The sequence below is a fragment of the Spongisporangium articulatum genome (genome assembly GCF_044465595.1).
Classification (GTDB): domain Bacteria; phylum Actinomycetota; class Actinomycetes; order Actinomycetales; family Kineosporiaceae; genus Spongisporangium; species Spongisporangium articulatum.
In genome coordinates, this window is record NZ_JBITLV010000001.1 from 32,649 (window position 1) to 50,297 (window position 17,649).

Genomic DNA, 17,649 nt, shown 5'->3' on the forward strand with positions numbered 1-17,649 from the left:
GGGCAACTGAACTGAGAGTCGAGCGGGTGCCCTCCTGACGGAGGGCACCCGCTTCACGTTTGGAGCGTGACGTCCCAGACGTAGCGTTCGCCCTCGGGGGTCGGGTCGTGCCACTCGACCACGAAGGGCACCTCGCCGACGCGCGGATGGGTCGTGACCCCCCGAACGCCGTCCTCCTCGATGGCGCCGTGCGCGCCGTCCGGGAACACGAACTTGACCCGGAAATCCTCGAACGTGCCGGCGTCGCGCAGCCCAAGAGGGCTGCGGGCGTCCCAGAAAATCCGGTCCACGCCCTGCTCCCGCAGGGTGTCGAACAGGCCCCGCGACCGGTAGCTCAACGTCCACGCGAACTGTTCGCGTACCTCGGGGTCGAACACGATCAGAATCCGGATCTCACTGGCCCGTTCGGCCAACGGGACGAGCGTCGCGCGCACGTTGTCGGGGTCGTCGAACGCCACCCGCAGGTCCAGGTCGTCGAACGTCAACGGCACCAGGGTGTCCTGCGGGATGACCGGACGCAGCGACCGGAACGACAGGTACGGCGTGGGCGTGATGACGCGGCGCTCGACCACTCGGTCCCCGTCGGAGTCGGCGCCGATGACCAGGGTGATCTCCAGCGACTCGGTGTACTGCAGCGACTGCCGGTCGACGAGCCGCTCGACGGCCCCGATGTATCGACCCCACTCGGCGTCCTTCGCGGCCCGGTACTCGGCGAACTCGTCCCGCAAGGCCGCGGCCTGAGCACGCAGCCGGCGGCGCTCCTGCAGCAGGTACCGATTCACCAGGCCGACGAGCACATAGCCGAGCGCGACGACGGCGATGATCCGCAGGGAGAGCTTGCCGAGCGTCCCGCCGGCCAGGAGACCGCCGACGCCCGAGACCAGGCCTATGAGCGACGCGGCGAGCACCGCTGCACCCCGCAGCAGACTCCAGCCCGACGACGCGACCCCGCGCCCGTCGTCCGGGCCCGAATCACCGGCTTCCCTGCCGCCTTCGCGAGCCACCCAGCGCCCCCGTCCCGTCGAGTCTGGGAGCGGTCAGGCTAACGCAGGGGTAGGACAACCAGCAGGGCCAGGATGACTAGATCGAGCCCGATCGCGACCCGCAGCGACCACGTCAGCCAGCCACCGCCGTCCGACGGCGTGAGCTGGGTGTGCACGCTCTGAACAGCCACGAATCGAGTATCCGCCTGGGCCCGGCAGCCGTTCAAGAGTCGCTGATCAGCTGGATCTCGTCGTTGTCCGTCACCGCTCCCCACGTGACGTATCGGACCTGAGGGTAGTCACCGCAGAGGCGCCGGGCATCGCCTGATCGGAGGCCGTATCAACGATCGTTGATGCGCCTCGCGACGACGCCGAGCCGGCGGACGGCGAGCCGGAGGCGTTCGACGCACCTGTCAGACTCACGCCCATGGACGAGAGCGTGGTGACGCCGGCCGCGCGCTCCGGGGACCTCCGCCCGATCCATTACATCGGCAACAAGTCCCGCTACCTCGACGCCATCGAGCAGGCCGTCGACCGGGTCGCGGGGCCGGGGCGCGCGGCGTGCGACCTGTTCGCGGGCACGTCGGTGGTCAGCCGGCGGCTCGCGCAGTCGCGGCCGGTCGTCAGCGCCGACATCCAGACGTACTCGCAAGTCCTCGCGCGCGCCCTGACTCGGCCAACGGCCTTCTCCGCGGCCGAGACCGAGGCGCTGCTGCGCATCGCGCGAACCTGGCTGGACGACGTCCGCCCGGCTTTCGCCGACCTCCTCGCCTTAGAGGCGGGGGCCGTCAGCGACGCGGACCCGACCCGGCTGGCGGCGCTGATCGAGGGCGGTTCATTCGAGCTAGCCGCAGCCGGGGCGCCGGAGCTGGAGCAGGCCAAACGTCGGGCCCTCGAGTCCGCCGACTCCGCGCGGACCACGCTGACCTGGTACTACGGCGGCGTCTACTTCTCCTACGCCCAAGCTCTGGAGCTCGACGCGCTCCGGCACGCGATCCGGGGGGACGGCCGTGACGACACGGCGGTGGCGGCGGTGATGGGCGCGGCCAGCGACGCGGTGTCGACGGTCGGCAACCACTTCGCGCAGCCGGTCCAACCGCGCCGCCGCGACGGGTCGCTTAAGGGCAGCTGGGTCACCTCGGTCGCCCGGCGCCGCCAGTACTCGGTGCTCGACGGGTTCGCGCGCCGGCTGGCCCGCTACGCCGAACTGACGCCGACCGCGCACCCGTGCACGGCCGTGCGCTCCGACTTCCAGGAGACCCTGTCGGCGCTCGGCCCGGAGGTCGGCGTGATCTACGCGGACCCGCCGTACACCCGCGACCACTACAGCCGGTTCTACCACGTGCTGGAAACCATTGCGCTGGACGACGATCCGGGCGTCTCGCTCGCGCCCGGCACCTTCGGCCCGAGCCGGGGCCTCTACCGGGCCGAGCGGCACCAGTCGCCGTTCTCGATCCGCACGCAGGCGCGCCCGTCGTTCCGGCACCTGATGGCCGAGGCGAAACGACTCGGCGTACCGCTCGTGCTGTCGTACTCGCCGATGAGCGCCGGCACGAAAGCCCGGCCCGAGACCCGGCTGATATCCGTCCACGACCTGGTGTCCATCGCCGGTGACTACTTCACCGACGTGAGCCTCGTCGACGTCGAGGCGTCGTCGCACAGCCGGTTCAACCGGGTCGACCTGGGCGCCGAGATCGACCGCGCGGCAGAGATTCTCGTCGTCGGGCAGAACTAGCGCCGCGCTAGAAGGCGCCGAAGGCGAACCCGCCGCCCGGGGCATCGGCCCACGCGGCGTGCAGCCGCGGGAGCGTGAACTCCTCGACAGTGCGCGCGCTCTGCTCGACCCCGATCCAGCGGCGCCCCAGGCGCTGGGCGGCGACGGCCGTCGTCCCCGACCCCAGGTAGTAGTCGAGCACCAGGTCACCGGGGTCGGTGGCCACCGAGACGATGCGCTCCAGCAGGCCGAGCGGCTTGGGGGTGTCAAACGCCTGCAGACCCGGGAACTCGCTCAGCAGAGCCCGTTTCGCGCTGCCGGTGTCGCCGACCTCGTCGGCCGTCCAGATGGTGAACGGGGCCAGACCGGTGACCTCCGACTGGTAGCGCTTCAACCGCGGTTTGCCGTCACCGCCACGGGGCCAGTACACCCGCCCGTCGGCGACCAGTTCGGCCAACCGCGGCGCCGTGTACGTCCAGCACCGGCCCGGGGGCGGGTCGTGCCGGACCCCGGTGGGGGTCGTCACCGTGTAGAACTGCCCGGCGGTGGCGTGCCCGGCCTGGACGTTCATCGGCACGGAGCGCCACGGGCCGCGGGGGTCGCCGTCCGGGTTGCTGAAGGCACCCTCGTCGGGCAGCCCGTTGCGCACCGACTTCCACACCTTCGGCCCGGCCGGCGCGTACACGTGGATGTAGTCGTGCATCGAGCTGAACGCCTTGCGGTTGTCCCGGCTCGTCCGCTTCTGCCAGATGATCGTCGCGACGAACGCCTCCTCGCCGAACACCTCGTCGAGGACGCAGCGGGCCCGGTGCTGCTCGGAGTCGTCGAGGTGCAACCACAGGCTGCCGTCGGCGGCCAGCAGCTCCCGGGCCAGCAGCAGGTGGTCGCGCAGGGTGCTCAGCCAGGCGGCCCGGTCGGAGCGGTCGTCGTAGTGCGCGAACCGCTCACCGGTGTTGTAGGGCGGGTCCAGATAACAGAGTTTCACGCCGCCGTCGACGGCGCCGGGAGCGGCCAGCAGTTCGGCCAGGGCGACGCCCGCGTCGGCGCGTAGGAGCAGGCTGTCGGCGCGCTCACCGCAGACCAGGCGCCCCCGCACGTCCCAGCTGGCCCGGGCCGGCGACGGGACCGGCACCAGCCCGGCGTGGTGGCCCACCCGCTTCCCGGGCCAGGTCAGCTCGGCGGTCGCCCGTGATCGGCGGTCGCCGGCCGGCGCCGGAACTGGTTCACTGCGCACGCTTCGGCTCCGATCCTGGTTCGCGGTGCACGCTACCCGGAAGCCGTTCTATCCCGGGCACCGACATCCACTACGCCGGACGAGTGAACAGCCATCCTCACCTGTCGATCAGGTGTCCAACACATTCAAGGCGTGCGCGACCTGGCCCGATGCCCCCGGAATCACGGGGCGGAAGGGTCTGGAGGAGCGGTGAAGTTCACGGGCCGGCACGCACGCCACCAGAGGATCACCAGACCCGACGACGTCGACCTGATGAACGACGCTGTGCTGGCCGGCGCCTTGGAGGGCATCGCTCGGTACCGGTTCGTTCGTCTGGGGTCTCGTGCTGACCCAGCAGGACGCCGGACGCGCCTACTTCGACCCGACCACCCGCGGCTGGGAACTCGCCGCCGGAGCCGTCCTTGCGACCGTGGCGGCGCAGCTGGAGACGATCCCCGCCGTGGCCGGCCGGACGCTGCGCTGGATCGGGCTCGGGGCCGTCGGCTACTCGGTGGTGACCTTCACCGAGGGGACGGCATTCCCCGGCTGGCACGCCGGGATCCCCGTCCTGGGCGCCTGTCTCGTGATCGCCGGGGGCGTGGTCTCCCGCAGCCGGCTGCTCGAAGCGGAGCCGATGACCATGGTCGGCGAGTACTCCTACGGGTGGTACCTGTGGCACTGGCCGGCGCTGATCATCGCGCCGTACCTGCTGGGCCACGACCTCACGCTCGGCGAGGGGCTCGGCGTCGCCGGGGCCACGCTGCTGCTGGCCCGCATCACCTTCGCCCTCGTCGAGCAGCCGGCCCGGCACTCGACGCTGCGCACGAAACCGGTTCTGGCCGTGCTCCTCGGCCTCGCTCTGGTCGGCGCATCCATCGGCACGGCACGCACCGTCCTCGACCTGCCGTCCCGGGAGTCCGGTGCGGCCGCCGCCGCACCGGTCGCCGACCTGACCACGGAGTCGAAGCCCGACCGCCGGCTCGCCGCCGCACTGGAGAAGGCGGTCGGCGTGCAACGGGTCCCCAGGAACCTCACCCCCAAGGTGACGATGGCCCGTTTCGACGCGCCACGGGTCTACCGCGACGGGTGTCACCTGGAGGCGAAGCCGATCTCGTGGTCCAGGAGCTGCGAGCGGTACGGGAGGGCCTCGGCCCACGCCCGCAGGACGGTGGTGCTCTTCGGGGATTCGCATGCGGCCCAGTGGTTCCCGGCCCTGGAACGGATCGCACTGCAGCGTGGCTGGCGGTTGGTGAACCTCACCAAGGGCGCCTGCACGGCCGCCGACGTGGAGATCTACTTCGACTTCTTCAAGCGCGGGTACACCGAGTGCGTCGAGTGGCGGCAGCGCGCGCTCGACCGGATCGACGAACTCCGTCCCGCGCTCGTGGTCACCTCCTCGAACTACGACGGCGGCACCGCGTTGAACCCCGACGGCACCGAGATCGCCCCCGACAAGCAGAACGACGCCTGGATCGCCGGCTGGCACAAGACCCTGGCCCGCCTGATCTCCGACAGCCGCCGCACCGTTTTCATCGAGGACACCCCGTGGCAGCACGACAACGTCCCCGACTGCCTGGCCGAGAACCTGAAAGACGTTCCCGCGTGCGTGACCACGCGCGACAGGGCGACGACCGGCGAGCGGCGGACGCTGTTGCGCGAGGCCGCCCGGCAGGACGGGGCGGAGGTCGTGGACCCGGCGTCGTGGTTCTGCACCGAGACGGAATGCCCCGTGATCTACGGCAACATCCTGATGTACCAGGACGCCTCACACGTGACGCCCGAGTACGGACGGATCCTGGCGCCGGTGGTCCGGGCGCGGCTCAAGATGTGAGTCGGGCCCCTTGTGCCGGCTCGGACACCCCTCATACTCGAGGGTGGGGCGAGGAGGCACGCGATGAGGGCTTGGCCGGTGGTCGTGGCGGTGCTCGTGCTCGCCGGGTGCGGGAGCACCCAGGGCGGGCTGGGCGCCGACGGCACGGCCCCCGCCGAGACGGCACCGGCGCCCGCCTCGGCAGCCGGCGGCACGTCGTCCGGTAGCTCCGACGGCGAGAAGGCGCAGTTGCCCGACCTCGTCGGCAAGGGACTGCAGGTCGCCCAGGACGACGCCCAGGCCGCCGGTTTCGACCGGCTCACCTCGCACGATGCGCTGGGGCGCGGCCGCAGCCAGCTCTGGGACCGGGACTGGCAGGTGTGCTTCCAGTCCCCCGCCGCCGGCCAGCGACCCACCGACACCGAGATCGACTTCGGCACGGTGAAACTCGACGAGAAGTGCCCGAAGTCCGACGGGGGCGCGGGCGAGGTCGAGAAGGCGGGCGACACCATGCCCGACCTGATCGGCACGAGCCTCAACATCGCTCAAGAGTCCCTCGGGGACAACGTGAGCCTGAGCGTGACCGACGGAAAGAACCGGCACCGGCCGATCCTCGTGCTGTCGAACTGGCAGGTCTGCACGCAGAAACCGAAGCCGGGTGGGAAGTTCGGCGGCGTCCCGGTCAGCCTGACCGTCGTGAAGTTCGACGAGAAGTGCTGAGCGAGCGCCGCCCACTCCTCCCGACGCCTACCGCTCCACGCGACGTGGGCCCGCGAGACCCAGCACAGCGAGGTACGTCGCGATCATGAGCAGTCCGGTGTAGACGTCGTTCTCGAACCAGCCGAAGGTGGTCTGCTGGTCGACGCGGAACGTGGTCGGGTAGAAGAACACCGACACGACGAGCAACACGGCGAGGTACCCGAGCAGCGTCCATCGGGCCCAGCCCTCGGGGCGCCGTGCCAGCCAGGCCGACGCGAACCCGACGGCGTAGAACACGTAGGCCACCGGGGTGGTGACGGTGAACCGCGGGTCCTCGATGCCGACGAGGTAGCTGTAGACGGTGTGCACGACCGACAGCGTGAACGCGGCGGTGAGCACCCACGAGATCTGGACGCCGAACGGGCTGCGGATGACGGACGAGGACTGGACATGCGCGTAAGTGGTCATGTCGTTCAGCCTCGGGCGCCGCGGCGACGCAGCCCACCCACGCCACCCCCACACCTGGCCCACAGCCTCGGTTACCGTCGTCGACGTGCCCGAGCCCTTCGCCGCTGTGCTGCGCCGCCTGCGCGAGGCCCGCGCCCTGACCCAGGAGGAATTGGCCGAACGGGCCGGCCTGACGGTCAAGGCCGTCGGCGCCCTGGAGCGCGGCGAGAGGCTGCGCCCCTACCCGCACACGGTCCGCGCGCTGGCGGATGCCCTGGGCGCCGATGCGGCCGAGCGTGGCGCGCTCGTCGCCGCCGTGCCGCCGAGGACCGGGGGACGCCGCCCCTCCGCGGCCGCCTCGCCGGCACCGACGGTCACCGCCGGCGGTCGGACGCCGTTCCTGGGGCGAGACGCGGAAGCGGCTCACCTCACGTCCCTGGTCACCGGCGGCGCGAGCGGCCGGGTGGTCACCGTGACCGGGCCGGGCGGGGTGGGCAAGACCCGACTGACGACGGAGGTGACCCTGCGGCTGGCCGGCGCTCCCGAAAACCCTTTTCCGGGTGGCATCGTCACGGTCGAACTGGCAACCGTCCGCGAGCCGGACGACGTCCTGCCCCGGCTCGCGTCCGCCCTGGGGGTGCCCGAGAACCGCGCGGCACCCACCGTCTCGGCGCTGGCTCCGTACCTGACCGGGCGCCGGATGCTGCTCGTGCTGGACAACCTGGAGCAGCTGCTGGACGCGGCGCCGGTGATCGACCGCCTCGTGGCCGCCTGTCCGGACCTCGTGGTGCTGGCCACCAGCCGGGCGCCCCTGCGCATCCGGGCGGAGCACGAGATGCGACTGGAGACGCTGGCCCTGCCCGAGGCCGAGTCCGTGGAGGCGGTGACGGCCTCTGCGGCGGTCGGCCTGTTCCTCGACCGGTCCGCGGCTGCCGGCGCCCCCCTCGACGTCGACGCCGGCAACGCCGCGGTCCTCAGCCGGATCGCCACCCGCCTGGGTGGCCTGCCCCTGGCGCTGGAACTGGCGGCCGCGAGCAGCCGCCTGCTGCCGCCGTCCGCCCTGCTGGCGCGCCTGGAGCGGCACGCGCCGGGCGGCGGTCTGCGGGACCTGCCCGACCGGCAACGCACCATCACGGCCACGCTCGACTGGAGTCATGACCTGCTCGAACCCGAGGAGCAGGACCTGTTCTCGCAGCTGGCGCAGTTCGCGGGCAGCTTCTCCCTGACCGCGGTCGAGGCGGTGGCCGGCCGCGACCCGTTGCCGGCTCTGGGGGGATTGCTCGACCAGTCGCTCGTCACCCGGGCCGCGACGATCGCCGGCGAGCCGCGGTTCCGCCTGCTGGAACCCGTGCGTCAGTACGCCACAGCCCGGGCGCCCGCACCGCCCGGTGTGCGCTCGAAGCTGGCCGAGCACTTCCGCACCGTCGCCCTCGACGGTCGCCGTGACCTGCGCGGGGCCGAGGTGACGACGGCGCTGGACGGGCTGGAGGCGGACCAGGCGAACCTGCTCGCGGCCTATCGGCACCACCTGAGCGTCGGGCGGTTCGGGGAGGCGGCCGACGTCCTGTGGGGTTCGTGGTTGTACCTGGCGATCCGTGGGCACGCCCTTGAGGGACTGGCCTGGACGGCCGGCCTCGACGAGGATGTGCCGCCCCAGGCGCGCGCCCAAGCAGCGGTGGCCCGCTCCGGCCTGCTGTGGGTGACCGGTGACATCGCCGGGATGCGGGCGCTGGCCGACGAGGCCGTGACCCTCGCCCGCGCGCTCGACGACCCGGCGACGGGAGCGGAGGCGGGCATCCTGGCCGGTTCGGCTGCGGTCTTCGACGGCGAGCCCGCCGCCGCCGGCCCGCTTCTCGAGCGGGCCCTGGTCGATGCGGACCGGGCCGGCGATCGGTGGGCGACCGCGCACGCCCTGATCGCCCAGGGTCAGGTGGGTCTGGTCACCGGCGACCTCGACGGCGCACGTGAGCGGCTCGTCGAGGCCGAGCGCCGGGCCCGCGCCATCGGCAACGCCTTCACGCTGGCGACCGCGCTCAACGTGCGGGCCACGCTGACCGCCGTCGAGGGCGACCACCGGACGACGGCGGTCCTGCTCAGCGAGTCCACGGAACTGTCGGTGAGAGGCCGGCTCAACTGGACGCTCGGCTACTCGATACCGGGGCTGGCCGCGGTGGCCGCCCAGCTCGACGAGTTGGAGACCGCGGCGGAGCTGTTCGGCGCCTCGGCCTCACTGTCCGCCGACCACGCCGTGGACGAGACGTTCCCGGCGTCCCGTGACCTGTCGGCCGGTGGGCTCGCCCGGGTCCGGGACCGCCTGGACGAACAAACCTTCCGCCGACACTGGGACGCGGGGCGCCTCGCGTCGAACAGCCAGATCGCCGCCCGCGCGGCCGAGCTCATGCAGCGCGCACGCGGCTGATGTACCGCCGGTACTGCCGCTCACCGAAGCCCTTCATCGCCCACCGCACCGGCAGCGGGAGGTTGGCGAACATCCGGGCCCGCTCGTCGTCGTCCGTCTCCTCCAGCAGCGCGCCGAACATCAGAGGCAGCTGACGGGCCGGCATCTCGCCGCGGCCGTGGTCCGCGAGGCTCTGCCACTCCGCGACCGTGATGTGCCGCAGCACCAGCGGTAGGATCTCGCGCTCCTCCAGCTCGAGATGTTCGAACAACGCCTCCGTGAAATGCTCCACGGCCCGGGCCAACTGCTCGCCACGGACGGTCGAGGCGCTCCGGCACCAGGCCTGCCGAAGAGGTTCGACAGCGGACGAGTGCTCGTCGACGCGTGCGTGCTGGGCCTGCATGGTCTCGACGAGTTCACGCGAGGGGGCAGCGCGCTGCAGCAGCAGCGGCCAGAGCACCTCGTCCTCACCCGTGTGGTGCAGGTGCAATCCGTTGACGATCAGCCGCAGGTGCTCGGCGACGACCGCCGCGCGCCGGGTGTCACCTTCGCCGACCCGGCGGATCAGGGTCGGAAGGGCCGCGAACTCGCGCCGGAAGACGCGGTGCACGACGTACATCTCGTTGATGTCGGGGACGTTCTGCTGAGTGGTTTCCATGTCGTCCAGCGTCACGGCCGGCCGCGCGCCGTCCCACCCTCAGCGCCCCCACATCACCACCACACTCACAGGCGGCCGTCGGGCGCCCTACCGATCAGCTTGCTCGCCAGCACCGCCGCCTGGGTGCGCCTTTCGAGCCCGAGCTTGGCCAGCAGCGACGAGACGTAGTTCTTGACCGTCTTCTCCGCCAGGAACATCTGCTCGCCGATCTGCCGGTTCGTCAGCCCCTGCGCGATCAGCTCCAGGATCTTGCGCTCCTGCGCCGTCAGGTCGGCCAGTTCGTCGGGTTCGGCGGGGGCGCCCGTGCGGATGCGCTCCAGCACCTGCGCGGTGACGGCCGGGTCGAGCAGGCTCTGCCCGGCGGCGACCCGTTTCACGGCGTCGACCAGGTCGGTGCCCCGGATCTGCTTCAGGACGTAGCCGGCGGCGCCGGCCATGATCGACGCGAACAGGGCCTCGTCGTCCGAGTAGGACGTGAGGATCAGCGCGTTGATGGAGGGGTCGGCCGAGCGGACCTCGCGGCAGACGTCGATGCCGGAGCCGTCGGGCAGGCGGGCGTCGAGCACCGCGACGTCCGGCCGCAGCGCCGGGATGCGCCGGGCGGCTTCGAGAGCCGAGCCGGACTCGCCGACCACCTCGATCTCACCGCCCGATTCGAGCAGGGCGACGAGGCCACGACGGACGACCTCGTGGTCGTCGAGCAGGAAGACACGGATCACCACTCCGTTGTACCCCAGCCGCGAGGCCGCAGGCAGGACCCTTCGGCGGCCCGGTTCGGGACTTTCGGCCCGGGACCGGCGCGGGTCACGGCCAGCAGGGTTGAACCGTCTCACTGAACACATCGTCGGTAACCCCTGGGAGCAACCCGTGGACGCGCTCGATCTGGCCCGCTGGCAGTTCGGCATCACCACCGTCTACCACTTCATCTTCGTCCCGCTGACCATCGGCCTGGCCCCGCTGGTCGCGATCATGCAGACGATCTGGGTGCGGACGGGCCATGAGCGCTGGCTGCGCCTGACCAAGTTCTTCGGGAAGCTGTTCCTGATCAACTTCGCGATCGGCGTCGTGACCGGGATCGTGCAGGAGTTCCAGTTCGGCATGAACTGGTCCGAGTACTCCCGGTTCGTCGGCGACGTGTTCGGCGCCCCGCTGGCCATGGAGGGGCTGGCCGCCTTCTTCATCGAGTCGACGTTCCTGGGTCTGTGGATCTTCGGCTGGGACCGGCTGCCGCAGAAGGTGCACCTGGCCTGCATCTGGATGGCCGCGATCGGCGTCAATCTCTCGGCCTACTTCATCATCGCCGCCAACTCGTTCATGCAGCACCCCGTCGGAGTGCGTTGGAACCCGGACAAGGGCCGGGCCGAGCTCACCTCCATCTGGGAGGTGCTGACCAACCCGACGGCCCTGGCGGCGATCCCGCACACCCTCACCGCCTCGCTCCTGACGGCGGCCACCTTCGTCGCCGGAGTCGGGACCTGGTGGATGGTCCGGGCCCACCGCGCCGGAAACGGCACGGACGCGAGCATGTTCCGGACCGTGACCCGCTTCGCCCTCGTCGTCCTGATCGTCGCCGGCGTCGGCGTGGCCATCACCGGGGACCAGCAGGCGAAGCTGATGTTCAAGCAGCAGCCGATGAAGATGGCCGCGGCCGAAGCCCTGTGCCACACCGAGAAGTCGGCCGGCTTCAGCATCTTCGCCATCGGTGACGTCGAGAACAACTGCGACGTGAAGTCCCTGACCGTTCCCGGGCTCACCTCTTTCCTGGCCACGGGCGACTTCAACGCCACGGTGACAGGCGTCGACGAGCTGCAGGCCCAGTACCAGCTGAAGTACGGGCCGGGCGACTACCGGCCGCTGATCGCGGCCACCTACTGGAACTTCCGGCTCATGATCGGGTTCGGGGCCCTGGCCGGTCTCCTCGCCCTGGCCGGGCTCTGGTTCACCCGCGGGGGCCGGACGCCGTCGAGCCGCCGTCTCGGCCTGCTCGGCCTGGTGCTCGTCCCGGCTCCCTTCCTGGCCAACCTGACCGGCTGGATCTTCACCGAGATGGGCCGTCAGCCGTGGGTGGTCGCGCCGAACCCGACGGGCGACCCGAACATCCGGATGAAGACCGCGGAGGGCGTCTCGCTGCTGGGCCCCTGGTCGGTGGGCACGTCCCTGATCGTCTTCACCCTGCTGTACGGAGTCCTGGCCGTCGTCTGGTTCGGGCTGATCCGCCGCTACGTCGTGGAGGGCGCGCCTGACGTGACGGCGACCGCCGAGCCCGACGAGGCCGACGTCGTCCCCCTGACCTTCGCGTACTGAGAGAGGTGCCACCGCAATGGAACTGACCACGTTCTGGTTCGGCCTGATCGGGCTGCTCTGGGTCGGCTACCTCGTACTCGAGGGCTTCGACTTCGGCGTCGGGATGCTGATGCCCTTCCTGGCCCGCAACGAGACCGAGCGCCGCGTCGTGATCAACACGATCGGGCCGGTGTGGGACGGCAACGAGGTGTGGCTGCTGGTGGCCGGTGGGGCAACCTTCGCAGCCTTCCCCGAGTGGTACGCCAGCCTGTTCTCGGGCTTCTACCTCGCCCTCCTGCTCATCCTGGTGGCGCTGATCCTGCGGGGCGTCGCCTTCGAGTACCGCGGGAAGATCGACAGCGAGACCTGGCGGCAGCGCTGGGATCTCGCGATCATCGTCGGCTCGTTCCTGCCCGCGCTGCTGTGGGGCGTGGCCTTCGCCAACATCGTGCGCGGCGTGCCCCTCGACGCCGACCACCAGTTCACGGGCACCCTGCTCACGCTGCTCAACCCGTACGCCCTGCTCGGCGGGCTGACGACGCTGTTGCTGTTCGCCCTGCACGGCGCACTCTTCCTGGGCCTGAAGACGCGGGGGCCGATCCAGGCCGAGGCCGTGTCGGTGGCGTTCAAGCTGGCCGTTCCGGCGGTGGGCGTCGCCGCGGCCTGGGCCCTGTGGACCCAGCTGGCCTACGGCGCCGGGTGGACGTGGCTCGCGGTGCTCGTGGCCGCCGGTGCGCTGATCGGCGCCGCCGTGGCCGCCTTCCAGCGCCGGGAGGGCCTCGGGTTCGCGCTGACATCGCTGGCCCTGGCCGCCGCCGTGGTGCTGATCTTCGGCAGCCTGTTCCCCGACGTGCTGCCCTCGACCACCGACCCGGCCTTCTCGCTGAACACGACCAACGCGTCGTCGACGCACTACACGCTCGTCGTGATGACCTGGGTGGCCGTGCTTCTCACCCCGTTCGTGCTGCTCTACCAGAGCTGGACCTACTGGGTGTTCCGCCGCCGGATCGGCACCGAGGACATCCCGCCGACCGCGGGCCTGCCGAGGCTCATCCAGGCGCCGGCCGAGCGGTGAGGCCCCTCGACCCCCGGCTGCTCCGGCACGCGCGCGCCGCACGGCCCTACGTCGTCCTGACGGCGGCCGTCGGCACCCTGACCGCAGCGGCGGTGGTCGGCCAGGCGGCGGTCGTGGCTCACGTCGTGGCCGAGGCGGCCGGGTCGCAGGGGCGGGGCACGATCACCCGGACCGTCCCGTGGCTGGTCGGTTTCGGGGCCCTGGTCGGTGTCCGGACCCTCCTGACCTGGGTGCAGGAGCGGTTCGGACACCGGGCGGTCACCGCCGTCACCGGACAGCTGCGGGCCGCCGTCCTGGCCAAGGTCGTGGCCGACCGGCCGTTCTCGACGACGTCGGACGGCACCGCCGAGGTGACGACCCTACTCACCCGGGGCCTCGACGGGCTCGACGGGTACCTGACGAAGTACCTGCCGCAGCTGCTACTGGTCTCGACGGTCACGCCGGTCGTGCTGGCCGTGATCTGGTGGAACGACACCATCGCGGGCATCACGGTGCTGCTCACCCTGCCCCTGGTGCCGCTGATGATGGCGGTCGTCGGGTTGAGCACGCAGGCCGCCTCGCAACGCCGGCTGGGCACCCTGCAGCAGCTCGGTGCGCAGGTGCTCGACCTGATCGCCGGGCTGCCGACGCTGCGGGCCCACGGTCGGGAGTCGTTTCAGGGCCGGCAGGTTCGCGCGATCGGGGACGCGCACCGTCAGGCAACCATGCGGACCCTGGCGTCGGCGTTCCTGTCGTCGCTGGTGCTGGAGACGATGACGACGCTGTCGGTCGCCCTGGTCGCCGTGGGCGTCGGCCTCCGCCTGGTGAACGGCTCCCTCGACCTGCGGACCGGGCTGCTGGTGCTGATCCTCGCCCCCGAGGCCTTCCTCCCGCTGCGCATGCTCGGGGTGCATTACCACGCCAGCGCCGACGGATTGGCCGCATGCGCCCAGGCTTTCGCCGTCCTCGAGGCCCCGGCGCCGATTCGCGGCCGCCAAGCCGCGCCCGACCTGCGCGGAACGACCGTACGGCTGGCCGACGTCCGGGTGGAGCAGCCGGGCGGCACCTGCGCCCCCGACGGTGCCTCGGGCGTGATCGCCCCCGGCCGGGTCACGGCCCTGGTCGGCGCGAGCGGCTCGGGCAAGTCGACGCTGCTCGCGGCGCTGCTCGGGCTGCGCCCGGTGTCGTCCGGACGGATCGTACTGGAGCCGGCTTCGGCTGCACCCGTGGCGCTTTCGGATGTCGACCCGCACAGCGTCTGGGCCCAGGTCGCCTGGGTGCCGCAGCAGCCGTCGCTCGTGCCGGGCACGGTGCTGGACAACGTGCTGCTGGGCTGTGACGAGTTCGACCCGAGCGTCCTCACCGCGGCGGCGGTGCGCACCGGCCTGGCCACCGTGGTCGCCGGGCTGCCCCACGGCTGGCAGACGACCGTCGGCACCGGCGGGGTCGGGCTGTCCGCTGGGCAGCGCCAGCGGCTGGCGGTCACCCGGGCGCTGCTGCGCGATGCGTCGCTCGTCCTCCTCGACGAACCGACGGCGCATCTCGACGCCGAGGCCGAGGCTGCGATGCACGCCGGCCTGGCCGCGCTGCGGAGCGAGGGCCGCACCGTCGTCGTCGTCGCGCACCGGCCGTCGCTGGTCGCGCTCGCTGACGACGTCATCGAGATCCGTGCTCATGCTGCCGAAATGCACACTCACGACCCCTCCAACGCCCTCGAAAGTGTGCATTCCGACAGCATGAGCACAGGGGTGGTGGCGGCATGAGGAACGATCCGTTGGTGCGGGTGGTGCTGGCCATGCGGCCGTCCGCACGGCGGCTGACCGTTGCCGTGGTCACCGGGACGGCGGCCGTCGCGGCGGCTGTCGCGCTGCTCGCGGTCTCGGGCTGGCTGATCTCGCGAGCCGCTCAGCAGCCCCCGATCCTCTACCTGATGGTCGCCATCGTGGCCGTGCGGGCCCTCGGCATCGGCCGCGGCCTGCTGCGCTACGGCGAACGGCTCGCCACCCACGACGTCGCCCTGCGCGGCGTGGTCGACCTGCGCGAGACCCTCTACCGGTCACTGGCTTCCGCAGACTCCCGGAAGGTCGCGGGCTTGCGCCGCGGCGACCTGCTGGCCCGGCTCGGGGCGGACGTCGACACGGTCGCCGACGTCGTCACGCGCGCGCTGCTCCCGTTCGCGGTGGCGGCGGTCAGCGGCGTGGCGGCCGTGGTGGCCCTGGGGCTGATCCTGCCGGCGGCAGCGGTCGTGCTGGTCGCCGGGTTGGCGGTCGCCGGCGGGCTGGCCCCCTGGCTGGCGGCTCGCGCCGCGCGGGAGGCCGAGCGGGCCACCGCCGGCACCCGGGCGGCGGTGACCACCGGAACCCAGGCGCTGCTCGACGGGCTCACTGAACTCAGCGTCGCGGGAGTCGCCGACGACCACCGTGCGCGGCTGCGGGCCCTCGACGAGCGGGCGGCCACCGAACTCGACCGGGCCGCCCGTCCGGCCGCCCTGGCCGCCGGACTGGTCACGGCCGCCACCGGTCTCACGGTGCTCGGCAGCCTGGTCCTCGGCGTCCAGGCGGTGGACGCCGGGCGTCTCGCTCCCGTGATGCTGGCCGTGGTCACATTGTTGCCGCTGGCCGCGGTGGAGATCACGGCGGGGCTGCCGGCCTCGGCCGTGGCGCTGGTGCGGGGACACGTGGCCGCCGAACGCGTGGCTCCCCTGCTGGAACGACCGAGTTCGTCGCAGACTCGTCAGGACGTCGGCCCGGGCCCGACGGAACGACACTCCCCCGGCGACCTGGTGGCGCAGGCGCTCGACTGCGGCTGGCCCGACCGCGCACCGGTGCTGCGCGGCGTCGACCTGACCCTCCGCCGGGGCACACGGACGGCGCTCGTCGGCCCGAGCGGGTCGGGCAAGACCACTCTCCTCATGACCCTCGCGGGGCTCGTGCCGCCGGTCGCCGGGAGTGTCGAGGGTGGCGACCTGCGCGCGAACGTCGTCCACATCGCGGACGACGCCCACGTCTTCACCACGTCGGTACGCGAGAACCTGCGCCTGGCGCACCCCACCGCGACGGACGTCGAACTCCACGACGCCCTGCGCCGCTGCGGCCTCGGTGGCTGGCTGGCCGGCCTGCCGGCGGGGCTCGACACCGTGCTGCGCGCGAGTACCGAGGGCGGCAGCCCCCTGTCCGGCGGCGAGCGCCGTCGGCTCCTGCTGGCGCGGGCCGTGCTCAGCCCGGCGCCCGTCGTCCTGCTCGACGAGCCCGCCGAGCACCTCGACCCCGAGACGGCCGACGACCTGGTCGGAAAGGCCCTGAGCGGTGCACTGTTCGGTGACCGGACGGTCGTCGTCGCCACCCACCGGCTCGCCGCACTCGAGGGTGCCGACGCGGTACTGGTCGTCGCGGCCGGTCACGTCCGGGTGGCCGAGCCGGCATCGGCCCACTGAGCCAGCCGGGCAGCCAGCTCCGCCACCAGAGTGCGCAGCTCGGCAGGGGTTTCGATGACGAAGGGCCGGTCGAGCTGCGCCAGGAGAGCAGGCAGCCAGTCGAGGCGCTCGGCGCGGATCTCGACGCGGAACCGGCGGCCGTCGCCGGTCAACGGTTCCAGGCGGGCGACGCTCGCCGGGAGCCGGCGCCGGATCTCGGGCTCGGTCGCCTCGACGATCAGCACCACCGGGTGTCGGTAGGGCGCGCTCGCCATCCCGTCGAGCACGTGCTGCGCCGCGTCGAAACCGGCCGGGGGGCGGAAGGTTCCGGCCTCGGACCGGGCCCAGGTGATCCGGTCGAGCCGGAAGGTCCGGGACTCGCCGCGTCCGACATCCAGGCCCGTCACGTACCAGCGGCCGGCGTGTGAGACCAGCCCGTACGGGTGCAGCGACCGCCGCTGCGGCGCCTCGCCGTACCGCAACGAGACCGGCCGGTGCTCGCGGACGGCCTCGGCGACGGTGAGCAGGACGGCGGCGTCGGGGGTGGCGTTCTCGTGAGGACCGTCCGTGTACTCGGCGGTCTCCAGCACGGCGTCCAGGCGTCGGACCAGCCGTTCCGGCAGCAACCGCCGGACCTTGGCGAAGGCGGTCTCGTTGGCGGTCGCCGAGGCCGTCGACGAACCCGCCCGCCGGGCGGCCGCCAGCCCCAGCACGACCTCCAAGGCCTCCTCGTCGCTGAGCATCAAGGGGGCCGTCCGAAACCCGCGGGCCAGCCGGTACCCGCCGTAGCGGCCCCGCACCGCCTCGACCGGCACGTCGAGCTCGAGCAGGTGCTGCACGTAGCGGCGCACGGTGCGCTCGTCGACGCCCAACCGATCGGCCAGCTCGGCGACCGTGCGGGTGCCGCCGGACTGCAAGAGCTCCAGCAGCGTGAGCACGCGGGACGTCGGGCGGGCCATGCGTCAACTATGCCGAGAA

General features: G+C 72.1%; 15 protein-coding genes. 8 read left to right on the top strand and 7 right to left on the bottom strand.

The annotated features are described in order from the left end of the window. Nucleotides 1-53: 53 nt before the first annotated feature. Both ACIB24_RS00195 and ACIB24_RS00200 read right to left on the bottom strand, forming a co-directional pair. Nucleotides 54-908, bottom strand: a complete 855-nt coding sequence (locus ACIB24_RS00195; RefSeq protein WP_398273403.1) for a hypothetical protein — start codon at nt 906-908, stop codon at nt 54-56. Between the two features lie 134 nt (nt 909-1,042). Beyond that, a complete protein-coding gene (locus ACIB24_RS00200) occupies nt 1,043-1,174 on the bottom strand; it encodes a hypothetical protein (RefSeq protein WP_398273406.1) in 132 nt (43 codons plus the stop codon). A 236-nt stretch (nt 1,175-1,410) separates the two neighbouring features. On the opposite strand from ACIB24_RS00200, the gene ACIB24_RS00205 reads away from it, so the two are divergent. Further along, entirely contained in the window at nt 1,411-2,718 is a 1,308-nt protein-coding gene (locus ACIB24_RS00205) for a DNA adenine methylase (protein WP_398273409.1), read from the top strand. Nucleotides 2,719-2,725: 7 nt separating this feature from the next. Here ACIB24_RS00205 and ACIB24_RS00210 read toward each other — a convergent pair whose 3' ends face one another. After that, a complete protein-coding gene (locus ACIB24_RS00210; protein ID WP_398273412.1) occupies nt 2,726-3,931 on the bottom strand; it encodes a site-specific DNA-methyltransferase in 1,206 nt (401 codons plus the stop codon). Between the two features lie 322 nt (nt 3,932-4,253). On the opposite strand from ACIB24_RS00210, the gene ACIB24_RS00215 reads away from it, so the two are divergent. Both ACIB24_RS00215 and ACIB24_RS00220 read left to right on the top strand, forming a co-directional pair. Continuing rightward, a complete protein-coding gene (locus ACIB24_RS00215; RefSeq protein WP_398273415.1) occupies nt 4,254-5,741 on the top strand; it encodes an acyltransferase family protein in 1,488 nt (495 codons plus the stop codon). A gap of 63 nt (nt 5,742-5,804) precedes the next feature. Next, nucleotides 5,805-6,440: a hypothetical protein gene (locus ACIB24_RS00220; RefSeq protein ID WP_398273417.1), complete on the top strand. Its 636-nt coding sequence runs from the start codon at nt 5,805-5,807 to the stop codon at nt 6,438-6,440. Between the two features lie 27 nt (nt 6,441-6,467). Here the strand turns inward: ACIB24_RS00220 and ACIB24_RS00225 are convergent, their stop codons facing one another. Next, nucleotides 6,468-6,887 (bottom strand): hypothetical protein, encoded by a 420-nt coding sequence (locus tag ACIB24_RS00225; protein ID WP_398273420.1) that lies wholly within the window; start codon nt 6,885-6,887, stop codon nt 6,468-6,470. A gap of 85 nt (nt 6,888-6,972) precedes the next feature. Between ACIB24_RS00225 and ACIB24_RS00230 the strand changes: the two genes are divergently transcribed. Next, nucleotides 6,973-9,285: an ATP-binding protein gene (locus ACIB24_RS00230; protein WP_398273423.1), complete on the top strand. Its 2,313-nt coding sequence runs from the start codon at nt 6,973-6,975 to the stop codon at nt 9,283-9,285. On the opposite strand, the gene ACIB24_RS00235 is transcribed toward ACIB24_RS00230, so the two are convergent. Together ACIB24_RS00235 and ACIB24_RS00240 are read right to left on the bottom strand one after the other, a co-directional pair. Further along, a complete protein-coding gene (locus tag ACIB24_RS00235) occupies nt 9,263-9,922 on the bottom strand; it encodes a hemerythrin domain-containing protein (protein WP_398273426.1) in 660 nt (219 codons plus the stop codon). The two genes, ACIB24_RS00230 and ACIB24_RS00235, sit on opposite strands and share 23 nt — an antisense overlap. 65 nt (nt 9,923-9,987) lie before the next feature. Further along, complete coding sequence (locus ACIB24_RS00240) at nt 9,988-10,641, bottom strand: response regulator (protein WP_398273429.1); 654 nt, start codon at nt 10,639-10,641, stop codon at nt 9,988-9,990. Between the two features lie 148 nt (nt 10,642-10,789). Between ACIB24_RS00240 and ACIB24_RS00245 the strand changes: the two genes are divergently transcribed. Genes ACIB24_RS00245 through cydC form a run of 4 tightly spaced genes read left to right on the top strand, consistent with a single transcriptional unit; the run spans nt 10,790 to nt 16,692 of the window. Further along, the gene (locus ACIB24_RS00245; protein WP_398273432.1) at nt 10,790-12,226 is read left to right on the top strand and encodes a cytochrome ubiquinol oxidase subunit I; all 1,437 of its coding nucleotides are present in this window, start codon (nt 10,790-10,792) and stop codon (nt 12,224-12,226) included. 16 nt (nt 12,227-12,242) lie between these two features. Continuing rightward, on the top strand, nt 12,243-13,280 hold the full coding sequence (cydB, locus tag ACIB24_RS00250; protein WP_398273434.1) for a cytochrome d ubiquinol oxidase subunit II: 1,038 nt from the start codon (nt 12,243-12,245) through the stop codon (nt 13,278-13,280). Beyond that, nucleotides 13,277-15,022: a thiol reductant ABC exporter subunit CydD gene (gene cydD / locus ACIB24_RS00255; protein ID WP_398273437.1), complete on the top strand. Its 1,746-nt coding sequence runs from the start codon at nt 13,277-13,279 to the stop codon at nt 15,020-15,022. The genes cydB and cydD overlap by 4 nt, the downstream gene beginning before the upstream one ends. Then, nucleotides 15,019-16,692 carry a thiol reductant ABC exporter subunit CydC gene (gene cydC / locus ACIB24_RS00260; protein WP_398273440.1) on the top strand — a complete coding sequence of 558 codons (1,674 nt, stop codon included), beginning with the start codon at nt 15,019-15,021 and terminating at the stop codon, nt 16,690-16,692. Before cydD ends, cydC begins: the two co-directional genes overlap by 4 nt. On the opposite strand, the gene ACIB24_RS00265 is transcribed toward cydC, so the two are convergent. Beyond that, nucleotides 16,656-17,630, bottom strand: coding sequence for a helix-turn-helix transcriptional regulator (locus tag ACIB24_RS00265; RefSeq protein WP_398273443.1), 975 nt, complete (start codon nt 17,628-17,630; stop codon nt 16,656-16,658). The two genes, cydC and ACIB24_RS00265, sit on opposite strands and share 37 nt — an antisense overlap. Nucleotides 17,631-17,649 lie beyond the last annotated feature (19 nt).